The following is a 16,848-nucleotide window of genomic DNA, read 5'->3' as shown; positions in this document are numbered from 1 at the left end:
TATCGCGTTTGCGGTTGGCAGTCTGTCTTTTCAGCGGCTATTTCCAGAGTGCTTGGGCCAAAGATTGGTTCCATTTTGGGCAAAACGAATGGTCAAAACACCAACTGCAGTCGAATTGGACGACCTCGATCGGCGTATCATTGCCGTACTGCGCGCCGATGGCCGCAAAACCGTCACGGATCTGGCACGCGAAGTCGGAATCTCGAAAACACCGTGCCAGATCCGCATGCGCAAGCTCGTCGAGAGCGGCGTGATTCGGGGCTTCCAGGCGGTGGTCGATCCCGCCACGCTTGGGCTTGATCACATCGCCTTCGTCGAGATCGGCCTGTCGAGCACGCACGAACGCGCGCTCCTCGATTTCAACGAGGCGGTGCGGCGCATTCCCGAAGTGGAGGAATGCCACATGATCGCGGGCAGTTTCGACTATCTGCTCAAGGTGCGCACGCTCGACATGCGCCGTTACCGCAAGGTCATGGGCGAGAAGATCACCAATCTGCCCCACGTCGCCACCACCTCCACGTTCGTGGTGATGGAGGCGGTCAAGGAAGTGAACGGCTAGGTCTTCGACACCGCCGCAAGTCGCTCAGGCGATGACGGGTTCGAGCTGGACCGGATCGCGATAGGCACCAAGCGTGGCAATCAGGACGACGACCAGAGCCAGTGCCAGTGCCGAGGCAATGAGCGCGAAGTGGTAGCTGCCGGTTGCGTCGACCGACCAGCCGAAGGCCGCCGGGCCGAACGCCGCGCCGAAACTGAACAGGCCCAGGACCACCCCGTAGGTCGCGCCGTAGTTCTCGATCCGGGCGTAGCGGCCGGTGAAGTAGGCAAGCATGTCCACTTCGGCGCCAGCGGCAAGGCCAAGCATGAGCGCGGCCACCACGACCGGTCCGCCATAGGCGAGCAGAACCGCCGCCACGACCGGCGAGAGCAGGAAGAAGGCCGCCACGAAAGGCGCGTGGAAGCGGTCGAAGAGGTAGCCGACAAGGACACGCGCCACGATCACCGCCAGACCGATCTTGGCGGCCACTTGCGCCGCCTCGGCCGGCGCCATGCCGCGATCAATCACCATCGGCACCATGTGGACGATAAGCCCCGCCACGAAGAAGCCGAGCAGGATCGCGATAGCGATCAGCGTGAGGGTCTGACGATTGGCCTCGAAGCGGCCGCGCACCTTGGCGGTGCCTGTCTCGGGCTTCGCCTTCTTGTCGCGCGGCATCAGCAGGCTGACCGGCAAGCCCACGACGAGGATCGTCCCCGCCATGACGAGCGCCGCGGTGCGCCAGCCGCTCGCGGCGAAGACCGGCCCCAGCAAAGCGGGCGCGAGGAAAGCGGCGAGACCGGTTCCCATCAACATGAGGCCAAGTGCGAGCCCGCGCCCGGCGTCGAACTTGGCAGAGACCGCACGTGCCCAGATCGCCGGAGTCGTGCCTCCCCCTGCCAGTGAGACCAGCAGCCATAGTCCCCACCACATGGCCACCGAACTGCCCGCGCGCGAGAGCAGGACAAGCGCAACTGGCGCGGCGATGTAGCTGGCGATCGCGATGGCACGGATACCGTAGCGATCGGCCAGACGCCCCAGGATCGGAGCCGAAAGGAAAATGCCCAGTTGCTGGAAGGTCGCGGCGCCCGAAACCGCCGCGCGGCTCCAGCCGAACTCGGCCTGGACCGGCGCCACGAAAAGCCCGAGGGCATAGAAGCCGATGCCCATCATGCCCACGCCGATGGCGAGGCCCGCGGCCAGAACGATGGTCCAGTGCTGTGCGAATTCGCGCCGCGCGGCGCCCGAAACGGAGAGGCTCATGGTGCAACACTGTCGCAGCGCAGCATGGAGGGCAAGACCGCCGTGGCCGCTTCTCGCACAATGACCACGCAGCGGCGTCGGCCGCCCACGCGAACCCTGCGAAGGCAGGCCTCAGTTCTGTACGTAGGACAGCGCGGATTCGTTGAGGACAATCGGATTGAGCTGCATGAACGGCACCACCGGCTCGAGCCGGTACTGAATGTCGACCTTGTCGAAGGCAGCACCGTCGCTGCTGCCGCGTTCGAGTGCGATCGCGACCACGCCGTTTTCGTTGAGACCGGCCAGTTGCTGGCGCACCTTGGCCGCGACCTGGGTCTCGCTCGCCTCCTGGTTGACGTTGGCATAGCGCACGCCCTCGCCCGCGGCATGGCGGATCGCCCCGGTTGCCTGCATCACCAGCGCGAATTGCAGGATACCGACCATCAAAGCCGCCGCCACCGGGAGTGCGAAGGCGAACTCGATCACCGAGGCGCCGCGCCGGTCGCGCAGCAGGTGCCAGGCGAAACGACGCGGGATCATTGGATCCGCTCCAGGCTGTCGCCTTCGACGGTGATCGTCGATCCGATCACCCGCGAACCGAACAAGGCCCCGAGCGCGGCCCAGTCGAACTGCAGCTCGACCGACTTCGCGATCGCGACGTGGACATAGCGCGCCGACTCCTCGGTAGTCGCGCAATAGCCGTCGAAATCGCTCTGGCGCACTCCGTCGCACTCGAGGAACAGCTCGGCCGTGACGCGGCTGGCATCGACTTTCGCAGCCTTGGCGGCTTCGGTGCGGATATACGTGGTATCGGCCGATTGCGGGCGCTTGGCGAGCACGAAGTCGGTGGTTCGCTGCGCCGCCATCTCGACATCGATGCGGGCCACCACGAAGCGCGAAACTTCGACCATGCCGGCCAGCACGAGCAGCAGGACGGGCATCACCAGCGCCAGTTCGACAATGCTGGCCCCGCGCCGATCGCCCAGGACATGCCCGCAGGCCCGGAGTGCCGCCGCGATCCTCATTCGACGATCTTCACCACAGGCGCGGAGAGATCGAGATTGGCGTAGTCGCTCGAACAGTTGTTGTTGAGCGAAGAGGTGCCCGCAAAGGTCACGTGCTTGGCCACGAGCAGCAGGCATTCCGCACTCTGCCCCGAATTGCCCGTGAAGCGCACATCGCCACTGGGCATGTAGATCACGCCGGTCAGGTCCAGTTCGCTGCCGCCCGCGAAGGTGCTTTCGGTCGAGGAGCCGATCGGGTTCTGGTAGAACAGCACGTTCTTCCACGTCGGGTTCTGCGCCGCGCTCGGTGCCGACAGCGTGAGCGTGGAGCCACCCACGATCTTGGCATAGGCCGCGTTGCCCGCGCCACTGCCGGTGAGGATGAACGTCACGCCGTCGCCGGTCACGGTGGCCGAACTGGCGACGTCGAGGCTGCCGCCGTCGATGATGTAAGTCCCCGGCTTGAGCGTGGTCGTGCCCTTGAGCGTCATGCCGTTGCAGTAGCGCCCCGGCGAGAGCGTATCGACGGTGCTGGGGGTATTGGAGAACTTGCTGTAGGTGCAGCCCTCCGGTTCATCGGGCACCTGCAGTCCGCGCGCGGCGAGCGGGTCGGAAATGGGAAGCCCATAAGGCTGCAACTCCGCATCGGCGGGAATGTTCTTCGCGCTGGCGTCGATGCCACCCACCGCGTGGAAGCTGGGTGCGTCGATCCAGCTGGTGCCGTTGAGGTCGATCGCCGCCTGAATGCCCGAATTCGCCCCTACCCCGCAACCCAGGTTGACGTCGGCGGTGCCGATCGCCTTGACCCCGATCCCGCTGGGCGCGAGCGCGATCACGCAATATTCTCCATCCGACGTGCGGGTTGCCACCGCGCGCGAGCGCACCGCCGGCGCGACATCGATGAAAACGCTTGAGAATGGAAGTTTGAGACGGGTGCTGGCGATCACTTCGACCGCGCTGGTATCCCCGGTATAGGCGCCCGAATAGGGCGGGCTGCTCACCCGCTCGATGGTCACGTTGAGCGTGTTGTCGGCGTTGCGCCCCAGTTCGCGGCGCGCCGCCGCGTCGAAACCATCGGTCTGGAGCAGGCTGAGCGCCCCGGCGCGCGCACCCGCGTCGACCGCCTGCTGCAACTGGCGCTTCCACAAATACCACTGCGCGGTGTCGACCGCGAGCCCGGCGGCCCCGATCAGCGCCACGAACCCGATTCCCGTGAACGTCAGGATGCCGCCCGAGCGATCGGCACCAAGACGGGAAAGGGTCGCCAGGAAAGGCATCGGATGCGTCGGCTCTCTCTGCTGCAATCGAAAACACCCAAGCCCCTGCAGAGCTAAAATCCTCACAATCGTTTTGGTTAATTGCGATTAATGCGGCGCTCTTCCGGTGTTTTCGGAAGGTAGCCCGATTAAAATGCGTACACGTTTGGACGTAGGACGCATAAAAAGACCCCCGGCACGTCTACCAGACGAACCGGGGGTCCTGCCGGATACGGGCTCGCGCACGCGGAGCCCGAACCCTCCCTCAAAAGCCTCAGGCCTGGAGCTGCTCGTCCTCTTCGGCCTGGGCTTCGCCCATGGCCGGATCGACGCCAGGCGCGGAAGCGGACTGCGCCACCCCTTCGACGAGGCTGGCGAGGCTGGAACCATTGAGGCCCAGTTCCTTCATCAACCCGTCGATCATCGGCGCCTGGGCCCGATAGGCGAGCGCGGCGGTCACCGCATCGTTGGCAAGGTTGCCCGAACCGCCGACCACAGCTCCGCCCGCGCCGGCCGAGCCACCCTTCTGGGTCAGCCCGTCGACCTGGACGATCTTGATCGAATCGATCGCTTCCATCGGCTTGACGCTTTCGCGCACCACCTCGGGAAGGACCTTCAGGAGCGCCATCTTCATCTGCAGCGAGATCTGGTCCGAAGACAGGATGTTCGCCGCCTCGTTGATGGCGCGCTGGCCCGCCGCCTCGACCTCGAAACGCACGCGCGCAGCTTCGGCGCGCAGCTTCTCGGCTTCCGCCTCGCCCTCGGCCTCGAGCCGTGCGGCCTCGGCGCGGTTGGACGCAGCTTCCTTCTCGGCCTCGGCCTGGACCTTGACCGAGATCGCCTGGCGCTCGGCCTCCTTGGCCGCCTCGATCAGTTCGATCCGCTTGGCGCGCTCGGCCACTTCGGTCTCGCGGCTGGTGGCAACCTGCTCCTCGGCGGCGACCGCCTTGGCGCGGGCTTCATCGGCCTGCGACTTGGCCTGGCTTTCCTCGCGACTCTTGTTCTGGATCGCGATCTGCTGTTCCTGGCGGGCGAGTTCGACCGCCTGGGCCTGCGCGATGCGCGCTTCCTGGATCGCCCGGTCGGCCTCGATCTGCTTGGCATCGACCTGCTGCTTGGCATGGATGCGTGCTTCCTCGGCCTCGCGGCTGCGCAGCGCCTGCTCACGGGCCACTTCGGCGGCCTGTTCGGCCCGACGCATCTCGACCTCGCGCTCCTGTTCGAGGCGCGCGAATTCGTTGTCGCGCTGGATCGTCATCGACTGGCGATCCGCCTCGAGGTTCTTGGTCTCCATCTGCACGCGCGTGTCCTGCTCGATGTCGTTGCGCGTCTTCTTGCGCAGCTCGATCTGCTCGGTCAGCTTGGTGAGGCCCTCGGCGTCGAACGCGTTGTTGGCGTTGAAGTGCTCGATGCTGGTCTGGTCAAGACCGGTCAACGAAACCGATTCCAGCTCCAGGCCGTTCATCGCAAGGTCCGAGGAGGACACCTGCTGCACCTTCTGGACGAAATCAGCGCGCTGCTCGTGCAACTGGTTCATCGACATGCCCGCCGCGACCGAACGCAGCGCGTCGACGAACTTGCCCTCGACCAGGTCCTTGAGCGCCTCGGGATGCATCGTGCGCGCACCCAGCGTCTGCGCCGCCATGGCAATGGCGTTCGCATCCGGACGGACACGTACGTAGAACTCGGCCTTCACGTCGATGCGCAAGCGATCGAGCGTGATGAGCGCGTCGGAATTCTTGCGTTCGACGGCCAGGCGCACGGTGTTCATGTTGACCGGCATCGTCTCGTGAAAGACCGGCAGGACCAGCGCGCCGCCGTTCATAACGACACGTTCACCGCCCACGCCCGTTCGCACGAACGCGATTTCCTTGCTCGCCCGCTTGTACAGGCGCGCCATCACGATACCGATCGCCAGCAGCGCGACCAAGACGGCACCCATCAGGATACCGATCTCGTAAAGCCCCGTCATTTCACTCTCTCCTTGGAGAGGGATGCGGCGGATGGCACAGTGCCCCGCCCTTGAATTCATCCCAACTCAACCGCGCACGCGAAGACGCGGCTGAGCTCAAATGACTTCATTGTGAAATGCCTGCCAAGGCTCTGTGGAAAAATACACGCGCAGCCCAAGGCTCTTCAAGTTCCGGTGGAACCGCGTCTGGCGTGTCTACGGCATCAAGCCCGTTCGAAGGCGACGCACATCACTTGCAACTCCCGGAAACGACGCTGCGGACGGCCCATTGCCCCGCTCTGTAGTTCATCGTGTCCGTGCCCCGATTTATACAGGCAAGCCGGTAGGCTGCCTAGCAAAACCGGATTGTTGCGAGTCGATTGCAACTAAGAGGATTCGCCCGCGTCAGCCCAGACGCGGCAGATAATGGTCTCCGCGCGCGATGGCCTTGAAGAGCTCGCCCTCGCGCCGCACGATCAGGACGCGCTCGCCGGTCACGAAAGTCTGCCCTGCGTTGTCCGGCTCGAGCATGACGTGGTGGACCTGCCCGAAGTGGTCCATGACCCTCGCCCGGGCGGGCGAGCCTTGCCTGGCCGTGCCGATCACGATCTCGCCCTCGCGGCCGACCAGCGCGGCACGGTCGACGGCGGTGGTCTCGTCCTTGGGAAGCAGGTGGCCGAGCGGTCGTGAGATGGCCCCCGTCAACGGCAAGGCGGCGAGGCCCGCCGCCGGGCCCACCAGCCAGGCGCTCCACGACGCGCCGGTCAGCGCGGCAAGCAGTTCCTGCGCGGAAAAACCCAGGATTCCAAAAGCGCTCAGCAGCACCGTCAACCAGACCATGAACGGCACGCGCCCCAGCCCGATCAGCGAAAGCAGCCCGGAATCGAGCCCGAAACCGCCGTGGTCGGCATGAATGTCGGCGTCGAGATCGAGGTCGGCATCGCCGCCCAGCATGTCGCCAAGTCCGATGACCTGGATCAGCGCCAGCGCGAAGACGAGGCCGAGCGCGACCGAGAACGGCAGGTTCCCCGGTGCGGTGACAAGCTCGAGCATCAGCGCTCCTCCCGGGCCTCGACGTACTTGGTCTCGAGGAAGCGGCCGCGCGTCGCCAGGGCGTCGACGTCATTTCGCGAAAGATCCTCACTCATCGCCTCGATCTCGTCGGAGATCACGCAAAGCCCGTCGACCAGTTGCTCGGACGGGGTGAGGCCGCCCGCCCCCGGCTTGGCGCGCAGGCTCGCAGGGATACGGGTGTAGCTCTCGACGAGACTGGGCAGGTGTTCGGACAGAAGCTTGCGCACCTCGCGCGCAGCCGGGCCGCTCGGCTCCAGCGTCTCCAGTTGCGGGCCCAGTTGCTCGAGCCGCACGCCGATCATGTCGATCGCATCGACCGCCGCGTTTGGCAGAGCGCGGCGCTTGGATTCCAGCCAGATCTCGGTCGATCCGGCCAGTTCGGCCAGTTCGGCGCCTTGCAGGTCGCCCGTACGCGGCCGGGGCGCGGAGGGGTAGATCGCCAGCAGGCAGAACACTCCGAGGCCCAGGAGCGTGACGAGCGTGGTCGTCGCGAACGAAAGGCCGCCCACGACGAGCGCCGTCGCCAGCGCCGCAACGAAAATCGCGGCCAGGGCCAGGAACGCGCGGCGCAGGCGCCGCATGCGGAAGGCCCAGCGCTCCTTGCGCGCGGTATAGAGCCGCGCCGCGCGCTGGCGGCGGGCGGCCCGGATGATCTCTTGCGAAACCCGGCGCGCGGGCACTTGTGCCATCGCCCGGGCCTACTTCTCGTCGAGCGCGGCGAGCAGGTTCTGCGCGGCCTGGGTGTCACCCTCGGCCACGCCCTCGCTTTGCCCTTGCGCGCGGGCGATATAGGCCTTGGACTTGCTGATCTCGCCTTCGAGCGAATCCACCGTCTGCTTCATCGAATCGAGCGCCTTGACCTTGAAGGTGTCGATCGAATCCATCGTGTCGTAGATATTCTGGAAAGCGCGGGAGAGCGTCTCCATCGGGATCGTCGAACTGGCGGCCTGCTCGTGGATGCGCGCGGTGTTCTCCTTCATCATGCGGCCGGTGCCGTCGATGATGTTGGCGGTCGTCGTGTTGAGCGCGGTGATCTGGTCGAGCACGAGGCGCTGGTTGGCCATCGCCTGCGCGACGGTGACGGCGGTGCGCAGCGCGCCCACGGTCGTCGTCGAGGCACGATCGACGCCCTTGATCAGTTCGACGTTGTTCTTCTTGACGAGGTCGAGCGCGAGGTAGCCCTGCACCGAGACCGCCATTTGCGTCAGCAGGTCCTGCGTGCGCTGGCGCACATAGAACAGCGCCGATTCGCGCACCGCCTTGGCCTTGGCCGGATCGGTGTGATCGAGATCGGCGGCCTTTTCCTCGAGCGCGCTGTCGAGCGCCTTGGACATCCAGATCATCTGTTCCAGCTTGCCCAGCGAAGCCCACAGGTTCTGGCGCTCGACGTCGATCGCGGCGTTGTCCATCAAGAGTTCGTCCTTGCCGTTCTGCAGACGGGTGAGGATCGCGCTGATGTGGCCTTGCGCGCTCTGGTAGCTGTCGAAGTAGTTCCGGAGCTTCGAGCCCATCGGGATGATCCCGAAGAGCTTGCGCTTGGAGAGCAGGTCGCCCTTGGTCGAGGGGTCGAGATCCTCGACCGTGCGGCGCAGTTCGGCGAGATCCGTGCCCACGCCGCTGTCCTTGTCCATCGCCCGGATCGGGCGGTCGAGGAAGCGGTTCGAGTGACCGGACGCCTCGGCAATCTCCTTGCGGCCCATGTTGGTGATCTGGTCGACACGGCGGCCGAACTCGGGCGAGCTGGAATCCTGCGACACCAGATCGCTCACGAATTCGTCCACGCGCACCTGCAGCTTGGACTTCTGCTCCTCGTTCACGGGCACGAGCCCGGCGGCCTTCTCGGCCTGAACGGTCGGCACGGGATCGGGCGGCGTGAGCTTGAGATCTCCTGCCACAGCCGTGTCGGTCGCACTCGCCATTCGTCTAGGTCCTTGTCCTGCATTCTACCCGGATTACGCGAGACAAGGTAGGTTTGGCCGCGTGGCTCTACAAGAAAAACCGGAAGGTAGAGACCTCAGGGCTCGATGAAGGGGCCACCGCCATCGACTTGCGTCATGAACATGGAGTCCTCGCGCGCAACCACGCACAGCGCCAGTCCCGCGGCCTTGGCGCGGCGCGCGGCGAGGTCGGTGGGGGCCGAAATCGTCACCAGCAGCGAACAGCCCGCGCGCACCGTTTTTTCAACCAGTTCGTACGAACAGCGCGAGGTCATGACGATGAAGCCGGTGGCCGGATCGGTGCCCGTGCGCGCCAAGGCACCAACCAGCTTGTCGAGCGCGTTGTGCCGCCCGACGTCCTCGCGCACGAGAAGAAGCGCGCCCTGGGCATCGCAGAACGCCGCCGCGTGCGTTGCGCGGGTCGCCTGCCCCAGCGTCTGCGCACCGCGCATCGCGCCCAGCGCGCGACCGACCGCCTCGCGCCGCACGCGAAGGCGCGTTGCGAGAACCGGCAAGGGGCGCAGCGCAGTCTCGATCCCGTCGAGCCCGCAGATACCGCAGGAACTGTCGCCGATCCGGCGCCGGGCACGCTCCATGACCGGACCCAGGCATTCGCTCGGCAGGCTGACGCGCGCGACCATGCCCTGCCCCCAGTCGCCCTGGTCGACCGCATGAAGCGCGACCTCGCCCACGTCCTCGGCGCGGGCCAGTCCTTCGGCCATGAGGAAGCCGGTCACGAAGTCCTCGAGGTCGAGCGGGGTCGCCATCATCACCGCGAAGGCAATCCCGTTGATCTCGATCGCGACCGGGCATTCAAGCGCGAGACACTGTGTCTCCCAGTGCACACGAGAAGCCTCCGGCGTGTACCCTACGCGCCCCAATCGCGCCTCGAGAGCGCCCGGGATGGGGCCCGTCATCGCCCGCACCCGCTCAGCGGCGCGCACATTTTCGCCCGAAAAGTATCCATTTTCCGCCATTTGCCCCGGTGTTTTCCACGATCGTGGCCGCGCCTGATCCGCACAACATGCCAATTTGGCTTGCTAGGCAGAGCTGACTTACCCTAAACGGGCGCGCCAGATAAAGGGTCGATGGGCCGTTCGCCCGCGGATAAGACATTACATTTACCGCAATGGCAACGGCCGCTTTCACACGGCCGTGCATTGAATTTTCGCAAGAGATTGGTTGAACCTTACATGAGTTGGCTGAGCAAGGTCCGCAATTCGCTTTCGAGCCTGAACAAGCGCGACACCCCCGACAACCTCTGGATCAAATGTCCGAGTTGCGGCGAGATGCTCTTCGCGCAGGAGTTCGAGGCCAACCTCTCGGTGTGCCCGCGCTGCGAGCACCATGGCCGCATCACCGCCAAAACCCGTTTCGAACAACTGCTCGACGCCGGGTTCAACGTGTTGCCGACCCCCGAGGTGCCGGAAAATCCGCTGAATTTCCGCGACACCAAGAAGTATACCGACCGCCTCAAGGCCGCCCGCGCCAGCAATCCCTATCCCGATGCGCTGACCAACGCCTTCGGCACGATCGAGGGCGCCAAGGCCGTGCTCGGCGTCCAGGACTTCAAGTTCATGGGCGGCTCGATGGGCATGGCCGTGGGCGAAGCCTTCGTCGCCGGCGTCGAGAAGGCGATTGCCGAGAAGTGCGGCTACATCATCTGCACCGCCGCTGGCGGCGCGCGCATGCAGGAGGGTATCCTCTCGCTCATGCAGATGCCCAAGACCACGGTCGCGACACGGCGTCTCGCCGCCGCCGGCCTTCCCTACATCGTCGTCCTGACCGATCCCACCACCGGCGGCGTCACCGCGAGCTACGCGATGCTCGGCGACGTCCAGATCGCCGAGCCGGGCGCGCTCATCGGCTTTGCCGGCCAGCGCGTGATCCAGGACACCATCCGCGAAAAACTTCCCGACGGCTTCCAGCGTGCGGAATACCTCCACGACCACGGCATGGTCGACATGGTGGTGCACCGCAAGGACCTCAAGGCCACGCTGGCGCAGCTCCTCGGATACCTTGAACGAAAGGAAGCCAAGTGAATATCGACAGCGCCCTTGTCCGCGAGCTCGCCGAGCTGCTGGCGGAAACCGGCCTCTCGGAAATCGAGGTCGAAGATGGCGAACGCAAGATCCGCGTCAGCCGTCAGATGATCCAGCAGATGACCGCCACCCTGCCGCCGGCGGGCTTCGCCCCCGGCGCGCCGGTTGCCGCGCCTGCGGCCGCCCCGGTCGTAGCCGAGCCTGCCGCCGCCGAAGCGCCGGTCGACGCGGTCAAGTCGCCGATGGTCGGCACCGCTTACCTTTCGGCCGAGCCGGGCGCCGCACCGTTCATCGCGGTCGGCCAGTCGGTCAAGGAGGGCGACGTGCTCCTCATCGTCGAGGCGATGAAGGTCATGAACCAGATCACGGCGCCCAAGTCGGGCACGATCAAGGCGATCTTCGTCGACAACCAGCAGCCGGTCGAATTCGACCAGCCGCTCGTCGTGATCGGCTGAGGTAGCGCGCTTTTATGGCCATTAAACGCCTCCTGATTGCCAACCGCGGCGAGATTGCGCTTCGCATCCACCGGGCCGCGCACGAAATGGGCATCGAGACCGTCGCGGTGCACTCCACCGCCGACGCCGACGCCATGCACGTGCGCCTTGCCGACCATGCCGTGTGCATCGGCCCGGCGGCCGCGAAGGACAGCTACCTCAACGTCGCGGCGATCATCTCGGCCGCCGAGATCACCAACGCCGACGCGATCCACCCCGGCTACGGCTTCCTCTCCGAGAACGCCCGTTTCGCCGAGATCGTGGAAAGCCACGGGATCAAGTGGGTCGGCCCCAAGCCCGAGCACATCCGCACGATGGGCGACAAGGTGGAAGCCAAGCGCACCGCCGGCGCGCTCGGCCTGCCGCTGGTGCCCGGTTCGGACGGCGCGATCGAAGACTTCGACGTCGCGCGCGCACTGGCGCAGGAAATCGGCTACCCGGTGATCATCAAGGCCGCTTCGGGCGGTGGTGGTCGCGGCATGAAGGTCGTGAACGGCCCCGAGGAACTCGAAAGCCAGATGGGTCAGGCCCGTTCGGAAGCCGCAGCGGCTTTCGGCGACGCCACGGTCTACATGGAGAAGTACCTCGGCAACCCGCGCCACATCGAGTTCCAGGTCTTCGGCGACGGGGAAGGCAACGCGGTGCACCTGGGCGAGCGCGACTGCTCGCTCCAGCGCCGCCACCAGAAGGTGCTCGAAGAAGCCCCCTCGCCCGTCATCACGCCCGAGGAGCGCGACCGCATGGGCGGCATCGTCTCCAAGGCGATGGCCGACATGGGCTATCGCGGCGCGGGCACGATCGAGTTCCTTTGGGAAAACGGCGAGTTCTACTTCATCGAGATGAACACGCGCCTCCAGGTCGAGCACCCGGTTACCGAGGCGATCACCGGCGTCGATCTCGTGCGTGAGCAGATCCGCATCGCCGATGGCCAGCCGCTCTCGTTCACGCAGGACGCGATCGAGTTCAAGGGTCATGCCATCGAGTGCCGCATCAACGCGGAAGACCCCTGGAACTTCACGCCCTCGCCCGGCAAGGTCTCGAACTACCACGCCGCGGGCGGCATGAACGTGCGCGTCGATAGCGGCCTGTATGCCGGTTATTCGATCCCGCCCTACTACGATTCGATGATCGGCAAGCTGATCGTGTCGGGTCGCAGCCGCGCGGGCGCGATCATGCGCCTCAAGCGCGCGCTCGGTGAAATGGTGATCGAAGGTCCCAAGACCTCGATTCCGCTGCACCAGGCGCTGGTCGAGGACCCCGAGTTCAACGAGGGCGCCTACACCATCAAGTGGCTCGAGGAATGGCTGGCCAAGCGCGCGGCCAAGGACGCCGGCTGAGGACTGTCATGAGCAAACCCATGAAATCCTACCTGGACTTCGAAAAGCCGATCGCCGAACTCGACGCGCGCGTCGAGGAACTGCGCACGACGGCCAGCGGCAGCGAACTCGACATCGAGGCCGAGATCGCCAAGCTGGCCGCCAAGAGCGAGGCCATGCTGGCCACGACCTACGGCAAGCTGACGCCCTGGCAGAAGACCCAGGTCGCCCGCCACCCGTTGCGCCCGCACTTCGTCGACTACGTGGCGATGGCCTTCACCGACTTCGTGCCGCTTGGCGGCGATCGCCTCTATGGCGAGGACGCCGCGATCCTGGGCGGCTTCGCGCGGCTTGACGGCAAGCGCGTCATGCTGATCGGCCACGAGAAGGGCCACGACACCGCCAGCCGCATCAAGCACAACTTCGGCATGGCCAAGCCCGAAGGCTACCGCAAAGCGATCCGCCTGATGGAACTGGCCAGCAAGTTCGGCCTGCCCGTCGTCACGCTCGTCGACACCGCGGGCGCGTTTCCGGGCATCGAGGCCGAGGAACGCGGCCAGGCCGAGGCCATTGCGCGCTCGACCGAGGCCTGCCTCGCGCTCAAGGTGCCGATGGTTGCCGCAATCGTGGGCGAAGGTGGTTCGGGCGGCGCGATCGCGATCGCCGCAGCCAACAAGGTGCTCATGCTCGAACATTCGGTCTACTCGGTGATCTCGCCCGAGGGCGCCTCCTCGATCCTGTGGCGCACGCCCGAGAAGGCCGCCGACGCCGCGACCGCGATGAAGGTGACCGCGCAGGATCTGCTCGACCTCAAGGTCATCGACGGGGTGGTTTCCGAGCCGCTGGGCGGCGCGCACCGTAACCCCGAACAGACGGCGGCCAACCTCGCCAAGGCCATTGGGAGCGAACTCGCAAAGCTCGCCAAGCTGGACAGCGCAGCCCTGCTGCGCCAGCGCGAGGATCGCTTCCTCGCCATCGGCTCGCTCTGAGCCCACTCCTTTCGCATGAGCCCGGGTCCTCACCACGAGACCCGGGCTGCGATCTTCTTCACACACCTCGGCGCGAACGGCTCCTCGCCACCCACGCAAAAGGCCGACGTGCCTGCTGGCCCGGCACGCGCTTCCTCGGGAACGGCGCTAAACGCGTAACCTTACGTAGCCTCAGCCCGCACCATCCTTGGTAATTACCTGCGAGAGTTTCGCCCTGCGCGAAGCTTTCGGGAGGATGTGTGAAGAAGGAGGGGAACGTGTCACCAGCGACACTGCGCGCAGCGCCTCCCACATCACCTCGCGCATCGCCGTCAGGGGGACCAGGACATTCGTCCCGAAAGGCCCCGCACTACGGGAGGGGCCATGTCGAGGATGGAGAAGCCGCGTCTGACGCTGTTACGCATCGCAGAGTTGAACGTCGGGTTCTTCGGCCTGCAACTCAGCTTCGGCCTCGTCATCGCCAATTCCAGCCCGATCTTCCGGACCCTGGGCGCCAGCGACGCTACCCTGCCCCTGCTCTGGCTTGCCGGGCCTGTTACCGGTCTCGTCGTCCAGCCCATCGTCGGCACGCTCAGCGACCGCACCCATTCGCGGTTCGGTCGGCGCACCCCCTACCTCCTGACCGGCGCCCTGCTTGCCACGGCTAGCCTGCTGGCGATGCCCCTGGCGCCTGCGCTGTGGGTCGCGGTGGCGCTCGTGTGGTTGCTCGATATCGCCAACAACCTGATGCTCGAACCCTACCGTGCCTCCATCGCCGATCGTCTCGCACCGCCCGAGCGAGCGTCCGGCTTCCTCGTCCAGAGCGCGTTTACCGGTCTTGCCCAGACCCTGGCCCATGTCCTGCCCTGGCTCCTGGCCGCGCTGATCGATCGCCAGAGTACTGACGCCAACGGCATTCCCGTGATCGTGCGGGTCGCCTTCGCCTCCGGTGCGCTCCTCACTCTCACAACGATCCTCTATTCGTTGGTTCGGGTGCGCGAAGGCCCGCTTTCCGCCGAACAGCGTGCCGAACAGGAGCGCGCTCACCCTCCTGGTCGCAACCCCTTGCGTGAACTGGGACCGGCCCTGTGCAACATGCCCCCGGCCATGCGCCGCCTGGCCTTGCCAATGCTGTGCCAGTGGTATGCGATGTTCGCATTCTGGCAGTATTTCACCGAGGTCGTTGCGCGCAGCCGATTCGACGGCGCACGCCCAGATAGCCCGGCCTATCGCGAGGCTATCCTGACCGCCCAGCAACTGGGAGCCGGCTACAATTTCGTCGCCTTCCTTGCCGCGCTAGCGATGATCCCGCTTGCGCGCCTCCTGCACCTTCACTCGCTACACGCCTTGTGCCTTGCTCTCGCGGGGCTTTCCATGATCGCGATTCCCTACGCGCCATCCCCTCATGCGCTCATGATCGCGATGATCGGCATCGGCATCGGCTGGGCTGCCATGATGGGCAACAACCACGGCCTGCTTGCCCCGTCGCTCCCGGCCCAGAGCACCGGAACGTACATGGGAATTTTCAATCTATTCATTGTCATACCGATGCTTTTGGAATCGACGACCCTACCAATTCTTTATTCTTACGTGCTTTTTCGGGACCCCTCGCGGGTACTCGTCTTCGCTGGTGGCCTGCTTCTTCTCGCCGCTTGCGCGACCCTTCCGCTAGCGGACGGAAGAACAAAGCTTTTTCTGCGTCGCAATCGCAACGGATGATACGAAGTATCTATCCGACTGACCAATTGGGTGCTAGGAATGTCCACGATGGTGGAAAAACTTAGGAGCGAAGCAGACGTCGATCTATCGGCGGCTGACTTCTCGGATGAGATCGAGATTCGTACTCTCGCTGATCTAGCTCGTCTTGCGGGCGTTTCGGCCGGTACTGTCTCGCGCGCACTTGCAGGCAAGTCGCTGGTCAACGTCGAAACGCGCGAGCGTATTCAGGCTCTGGCGCGCAAGCACGGCTTCCGCCCGAACCAGATGGCCAGCAAGCTGCGATCCCGACGCACCGGCGTGATCGGTGTCGTCATCCCGCTTGGCCACGACAAGCGCCAGCATATCTCCGACCCCTTTTTCCTGACCCTGCTCGGCGCACTCGCCGATGAACTTACCGAAAGCGGCTACGACCTCATGCTCAGCCGCGCGATTCCCGACGACTCGAGCGACTGGCTCGAACGCATGACCGGTTCGGGCATGGTCGATGGCGTCATCGTCGTGGGCCAGTCGGATCAGTTCGCCAATATCGAACGCGTTGCCGCCCATTACCGCCCGATGGTGGTCTGGGGCCAGTATCGTCCCGGCCAGATCCATTGCGCCGTGGGGACCGACAACTTCGCGGGCGGCAAGCGCGCCACCGAAAAGCTGATCGAAAGCGGCGCTCGGCGCATCGCGTTCCTGGGCGGCACGGCCGGGGTTGAGATCGCCAAGCGATTCGAAGGCACGATGGCGGCAGCCAAGGCCGCCGGGCTTACCGTCACGCATCTCCCCGTCCACATGGCGCCGGAACAGCTGGCCGAAGAGGTTTCCGCCGCGCTCGGTTATGGTAGCGGTATCGAATTCGACGGCATCGTTGCAGGCTCGGACCTGATTGCGATGGCCGCCTTGCGTGTCCTGTTCGAGAATGGTCACCGCGTGCCCGATGAAGTGCAGGTCATCGGCTTCGACGACTTGCCCATCGCCGCGCAGACCTTCCCTCCGCTTTCCACGATCCGGCAGGAGATCCAGGAAGGTGCACGCCTGATGGTCGAAAAGCTCAAGGCCCGAATCAACGGGGATGCGTGCGAGAGCGCCATCATGAAGCCCACGCTCGTCATACGCGAATCCACTCGTTAGTTTGTTAAGTAAGCCCGGCGCACGCCGGCGCGCCGAAGTTCTTCGAGCGATGGCGAGCTAGCGGCGGGTTCCTTGCGACGTTGCTTGTGTGTGACACTCGAACGGCGCACATGCACAACTGTTCGGGTACGGCTTCCTGTTACGCTGCACGGCCGCTAGAACTCCGCCGAGTGCCCGCGCCGACGCCTTCC

At 65.3% G+C, this 16,848-nt stretch carries 16 protein-coding genes; 7 read left to right on the top strand and 9 right to left on the bottom strand.

Features of this window, described 5'->3' with window-relative positions:
- Window positions 1–88: 88 nt before the first annotated feature.
- A complete protein-coding gene (locus HT136_RS01985) occupies window positions 89–559 on the top strand; it encodes an Lrp/AsnC family transcriptional regulator (protein ID WP_214197273.1) in 471 nt (156 codons plus the stop codon).
- Between the two features lie 24 nt (window positions 560–583).
- Here HT136_RS01985 and HT136_RS01980 read toward each other — a convergent pair whose 3' ends face one another.
- The 9 genes from HT136_RS01980 to fdhD form a co-directional block, all read right to left on the bottom strand.
- On the bottom strand, window positions 584–1,801 hold the full coding sequence (locus tag HT136_RS01980) for an MFS transporter (RefSeq protein WP_214197271.1): 1,218 nt from the start codon (window positions 1,799–1,801) through the stop codon (window positions 584–586).
- Between the two features lie 111 nt (window positions 1,802–1,912).
- On the bottom strand, window positions 1,913–2,320 hold the full coding sequence (locus HT136_RS01975; RefSeq protein WP_214197269.1) for a TadE/TadG family type IV pilus assembly protein: 408 nt from the start codon (window positions 2,318–2,320) through the stop codon (window positions 1,913–1,915).
- On the bottom strand, window positions 2,317–2,805 hold the full coding sequence (locus tag HT136_RS01970; RefSeq protein ID WP_214197267.1) for a TadE/TadG family type IV pilus assembly protein: 489 nt from the start codon (window positions 2,803–2,805) through the stop codon (window positions 2,317–2,319). The genes HT136_RS01975 and HT136_RS01970 overlap by 4 nt, the downstream gene beginning before the upstream one ends.
- A complete protein-coding gene (locus HT136_RS01965) occupies window positions 2,802–4,061 on the bottom strand; it encodes a pilus assembly protein TadG-related protein (RefSeq protein ID WP_214197265.1) in 1,260 nt (419 codons plus the stop codon). Before HT136_RS01965 ends, HT136_RS01970 begins: the two co-directional genes overlap by 4 nt.
- A gap of 253 nt (window positions 4,062–4,314) precedes the next feature.
- On the bottom strand, window positions 4,315–5,982 hold the full coding sequence (locus tag HT136_RS01960; RefSeq protein WP_425516874.1) for a flotillin family protein: 1,668 nt from the start codon (window positions 5,980–5,982) through the stop codon (window positions 4,315–4,317).
- 414 nt (window positions 5,983–6,396) lie between these two features.
- On the bottom strand, window positions 6,397–7,044 hold the full coding sequence (locus HT136_RS01955; protein ID WP_214197261.1) for a YqiJ family protein: 648 nt from the start codon (window positions 7,042–7,044) through the stop codon (window positions 6,397–6,399).
- The gene (locus HT136_RS01950) at window positions 7,044–7,754 is read right to left on the bottom strand and encodes a hypothetical protein (protein ID WP_214197259.1); all 711 of its coding nucleotides are present in this window, start codon (window positions 7,752–7,754) and stop codon (window positions 7,044–7,046) included. Before HT136_RS01950 ends, HT136_RS01955 begins: the two co-directional genes overlap by 1 nt.
- Window positions 7,755–7,763: 9 nt before the next feature.
- On the bottom strand, window positions 7,764–8,984 hold the full coding sequence (locus HT136_RS01945; RefSeq protein WP_214197257.1) for a toxic anion resistance protein: 1,221 nt from the start codon (window positions 8,982–8,984) through the stop codon (window positions 7,764–7,766).
- A 95-nt stretch (window positions 8,985–9,079) separates the two neighbouring features.
- The gene (gene fdhD, locus HT136_RS01940) at window positions 9,080–9,919 is read right to left on the bottom strand and encodes a formate dehydrogenase accessory sulfurtransferase FdhD (protein WP_214197255.1); all 840 of its coding nucleotides are present in this window, start codon (window positions 9,917–9,919) and stop codon (window positions 9,080–9,082) included.
- A 276-nt stretch (window positions 9,920–10,195) separates the two neighbouring features.
- Here fdhD and accD point away from each other — a divergent pair, with 276 nt between their 5' ends.
- From accD to HT136_RS01910, 6 genes are all read left to right on the top strand, one after another.
- On the top strand, window positions 10,196–11,044 hold the full coding sequence (accD, locus tag HT136_RS01935; RefSeq protein WP_214197253.1) for an acetyl-CoA carboxylase, carboxyltransferase subunit beta: 849 nt from the start codon (window positions 10,196–10,198) through the stop codon (window positions 11,042–11,044).
- On the top strand, window positions 11,041–11,499 hold the full coding sequence (accB, locus tag HT136_RS01930) for an acetyl-CoA carboxylase biotin carboxyl carrier protein (RefSeq protein ID WP_214197251.1): 459 nt from the start codon (window positions 11,041–11,043) through the stop codon (window positions 11,497–11,499). The genes accD and accB overlap by 4 nt, the downstream gene beginning before the upstream one ends.
- A 14-nt stretch (window positions 11,500–11,513) precedes the next feature.
- Window positions 11,514–12,875 carry an acetyl-CoA carboxylase biotin carboxylase subunit gene (gene accC / locus HT136_RS01925; protein WP_214197248.1) on the top strand — a complete coding sequence of 454 codons (1,362 nt, stop codon included), beginning with the start codon at window positions 11,514–11,516 and terminating at the stop codon, window positions 12,873–12,875.
- Window positions 12,876–12,895: 20 nt separating this feature from the next.
- On the top strand, window positions 12,896–13,843 hold the full coding sequence (locus HT136_RS01920; protein ID WP_214197247.1) for an acetyl-CoA carboxylase carboxyltransferase subunit alpha: 948 nt from the start codon (window positions 12,896–12,898) through the stop codon (window positions 13,841–13,843).
- A gap of 363 nt (window positions 13,844–14,206) precedes the next feature.
- Window positions 14,207–15,541, top strand: coding sequence for an MFS transporter (locus HT136_RS01915; RefSeq protein WP_214197245.1), 1,335 nt, complete (start codon window positions 14,207–14,209; stop codon window positions 15,539–15,541).
- A gap of 48 nt (window positions 15,542–15,589) precedes the next feature.
- Entirely contained in the window at window positions 15,590–16,657 is a 1,068-nt protein-coding gene (locus HT136_RS01910) for a LacI family DNA-binding transcriptional regulator (protein WP_246543271.1), read from the top strand.
- Window positions 16,658–16,848: the final 191 nt, after the last annotated feature.

Origin of the sequence: Novosphingobium profundi, assembly GCF_018491765.1 — a bacterium.
Classification (GTDB): domain Bacteria; phylum Pseudomonadota; class Alphaproteobacteria; order Sphingomonadales; family Sphingomonadaceae; genus Novosphingobium; species Novosphingobium profundi.
Note: the sequence above shows the minus strand (reverse complement) of the source record. Positions and strands in the feature narration are given on the sequence as shown.

What these genes read in the sequence shown, in the direction of transcription:
- HT136_RS01955 (WP_214197261.1), bottom strand. Translation starts at nt 7,044, where the DNA reads ATGCTCGAGCTTGTCACCGCACCGGGGAACCTGCCGTTCTCGGTCGCG.
- HT136_RS01965 (WP_214197265.1), bottom strand. Translation starts at nt 4,061, where the DNA reads ATGCCTTTCCTGGCGACCCTTTCCCGTCTTGGTGCCGATCGCTCGGGC.
- HT136_RS01975 (WP_214197269.1), bottom strand. Translation starts at nt 2,320, where the DNA reads ATGATCCCGCGTCGTTTCGCCTGGCACCTGCTGCGCGACCGGCGCGGC.
- HT136_RS01980 (WP_214197271.1), bottom strand. Translation starts at nt 1,801, where the DNA reads ATGAGCCTCTCCGTTTCGGGCGCCGCGCGGCGCGAATTCGCACAGCAC.
- HT136_RS01960 (WP_425516874.1), bottom strand. Translation starts at nt 5,982, where the DNA reads ATGGGTGCCGTCTTGGTCGCGCTGCTGGCGATCGGTATCGTGATGGCG.
- HT136_RS01950 (WP_214197259.1), bottom strand. Translation starts at nt 7,754, where the DNA reads ATGGCACAAGTGCCCGCGCGCCGGGTTTCGCAAGAGATCATCCGGGCC.
- accD (WP_214197253.1), top strand. Translation starts at nt 10,196, where the DNA reads ATGAGTTGGCTGAGCAAGGTCCGCAATTCGCTTTCGAGCCTGAACAAG.
- fdhD (WP_214197255.1), bottom strand. Translation starts at nt 9,919, where the DNA reads ATGACGGGCCCCATCCCGGGCGCTCTCGAGGCGCGATTGGGGCGCGTA.
- HT136_RS01970 (WP_214197267.1), bottom strand. Translation starts at nt 2,805, where the DNA reads ATGAGGATCGCGGCGGCACTCCGGGCCTGCGGGCATGTCCTGGGCGAT.
- HT136_RS01920 (WP_214197247.1), top strand. Translation starts at nt 12,896, where the DNA reads ATGAAATCCTACCTGGACTTCGAAAAGCCGATCGCCGAACTCGACGCG.
- HT136_RS01985 (WP_214197273.1), top strand. Translation starts at nt 89, where the DNA reads ATGGTCAAAACACCAACTGCAGTCGAATTGGACGACCTCGATCGGCGT.
- accC (WP_214197248.1), top strand. Translation starts at nt 11,514, where the DNA reads ATGGCCATTAAACGCCTCCTGATTGCCAACCGCGGCGAGATTGCGCTT.
- HT136_RS01910 (WP_246543271.1), top strand. Translation starts at nt 15,590, where the DNA reads ATGGTGGAAAAACTTAGGAGCGAAGCAGACGTCGATCTATCGGCGGCT.
- HT136_RS01915 (WP_214197245.1), top strand. Translation starts at nt 14,207, where the DNA reads ATGTCGAGGATGGAGAAGCCGCGTCTGACGCTGTTACGCATCGCAGAG.
- HT136_RS01945 (WP_214197257.1), bottom strand. Translation starts at nt 8,984, where the DNA reads ATGGCGAGTGCGACCGACACGGCTGTGGCAGGAGATCTCAAGCTCACG.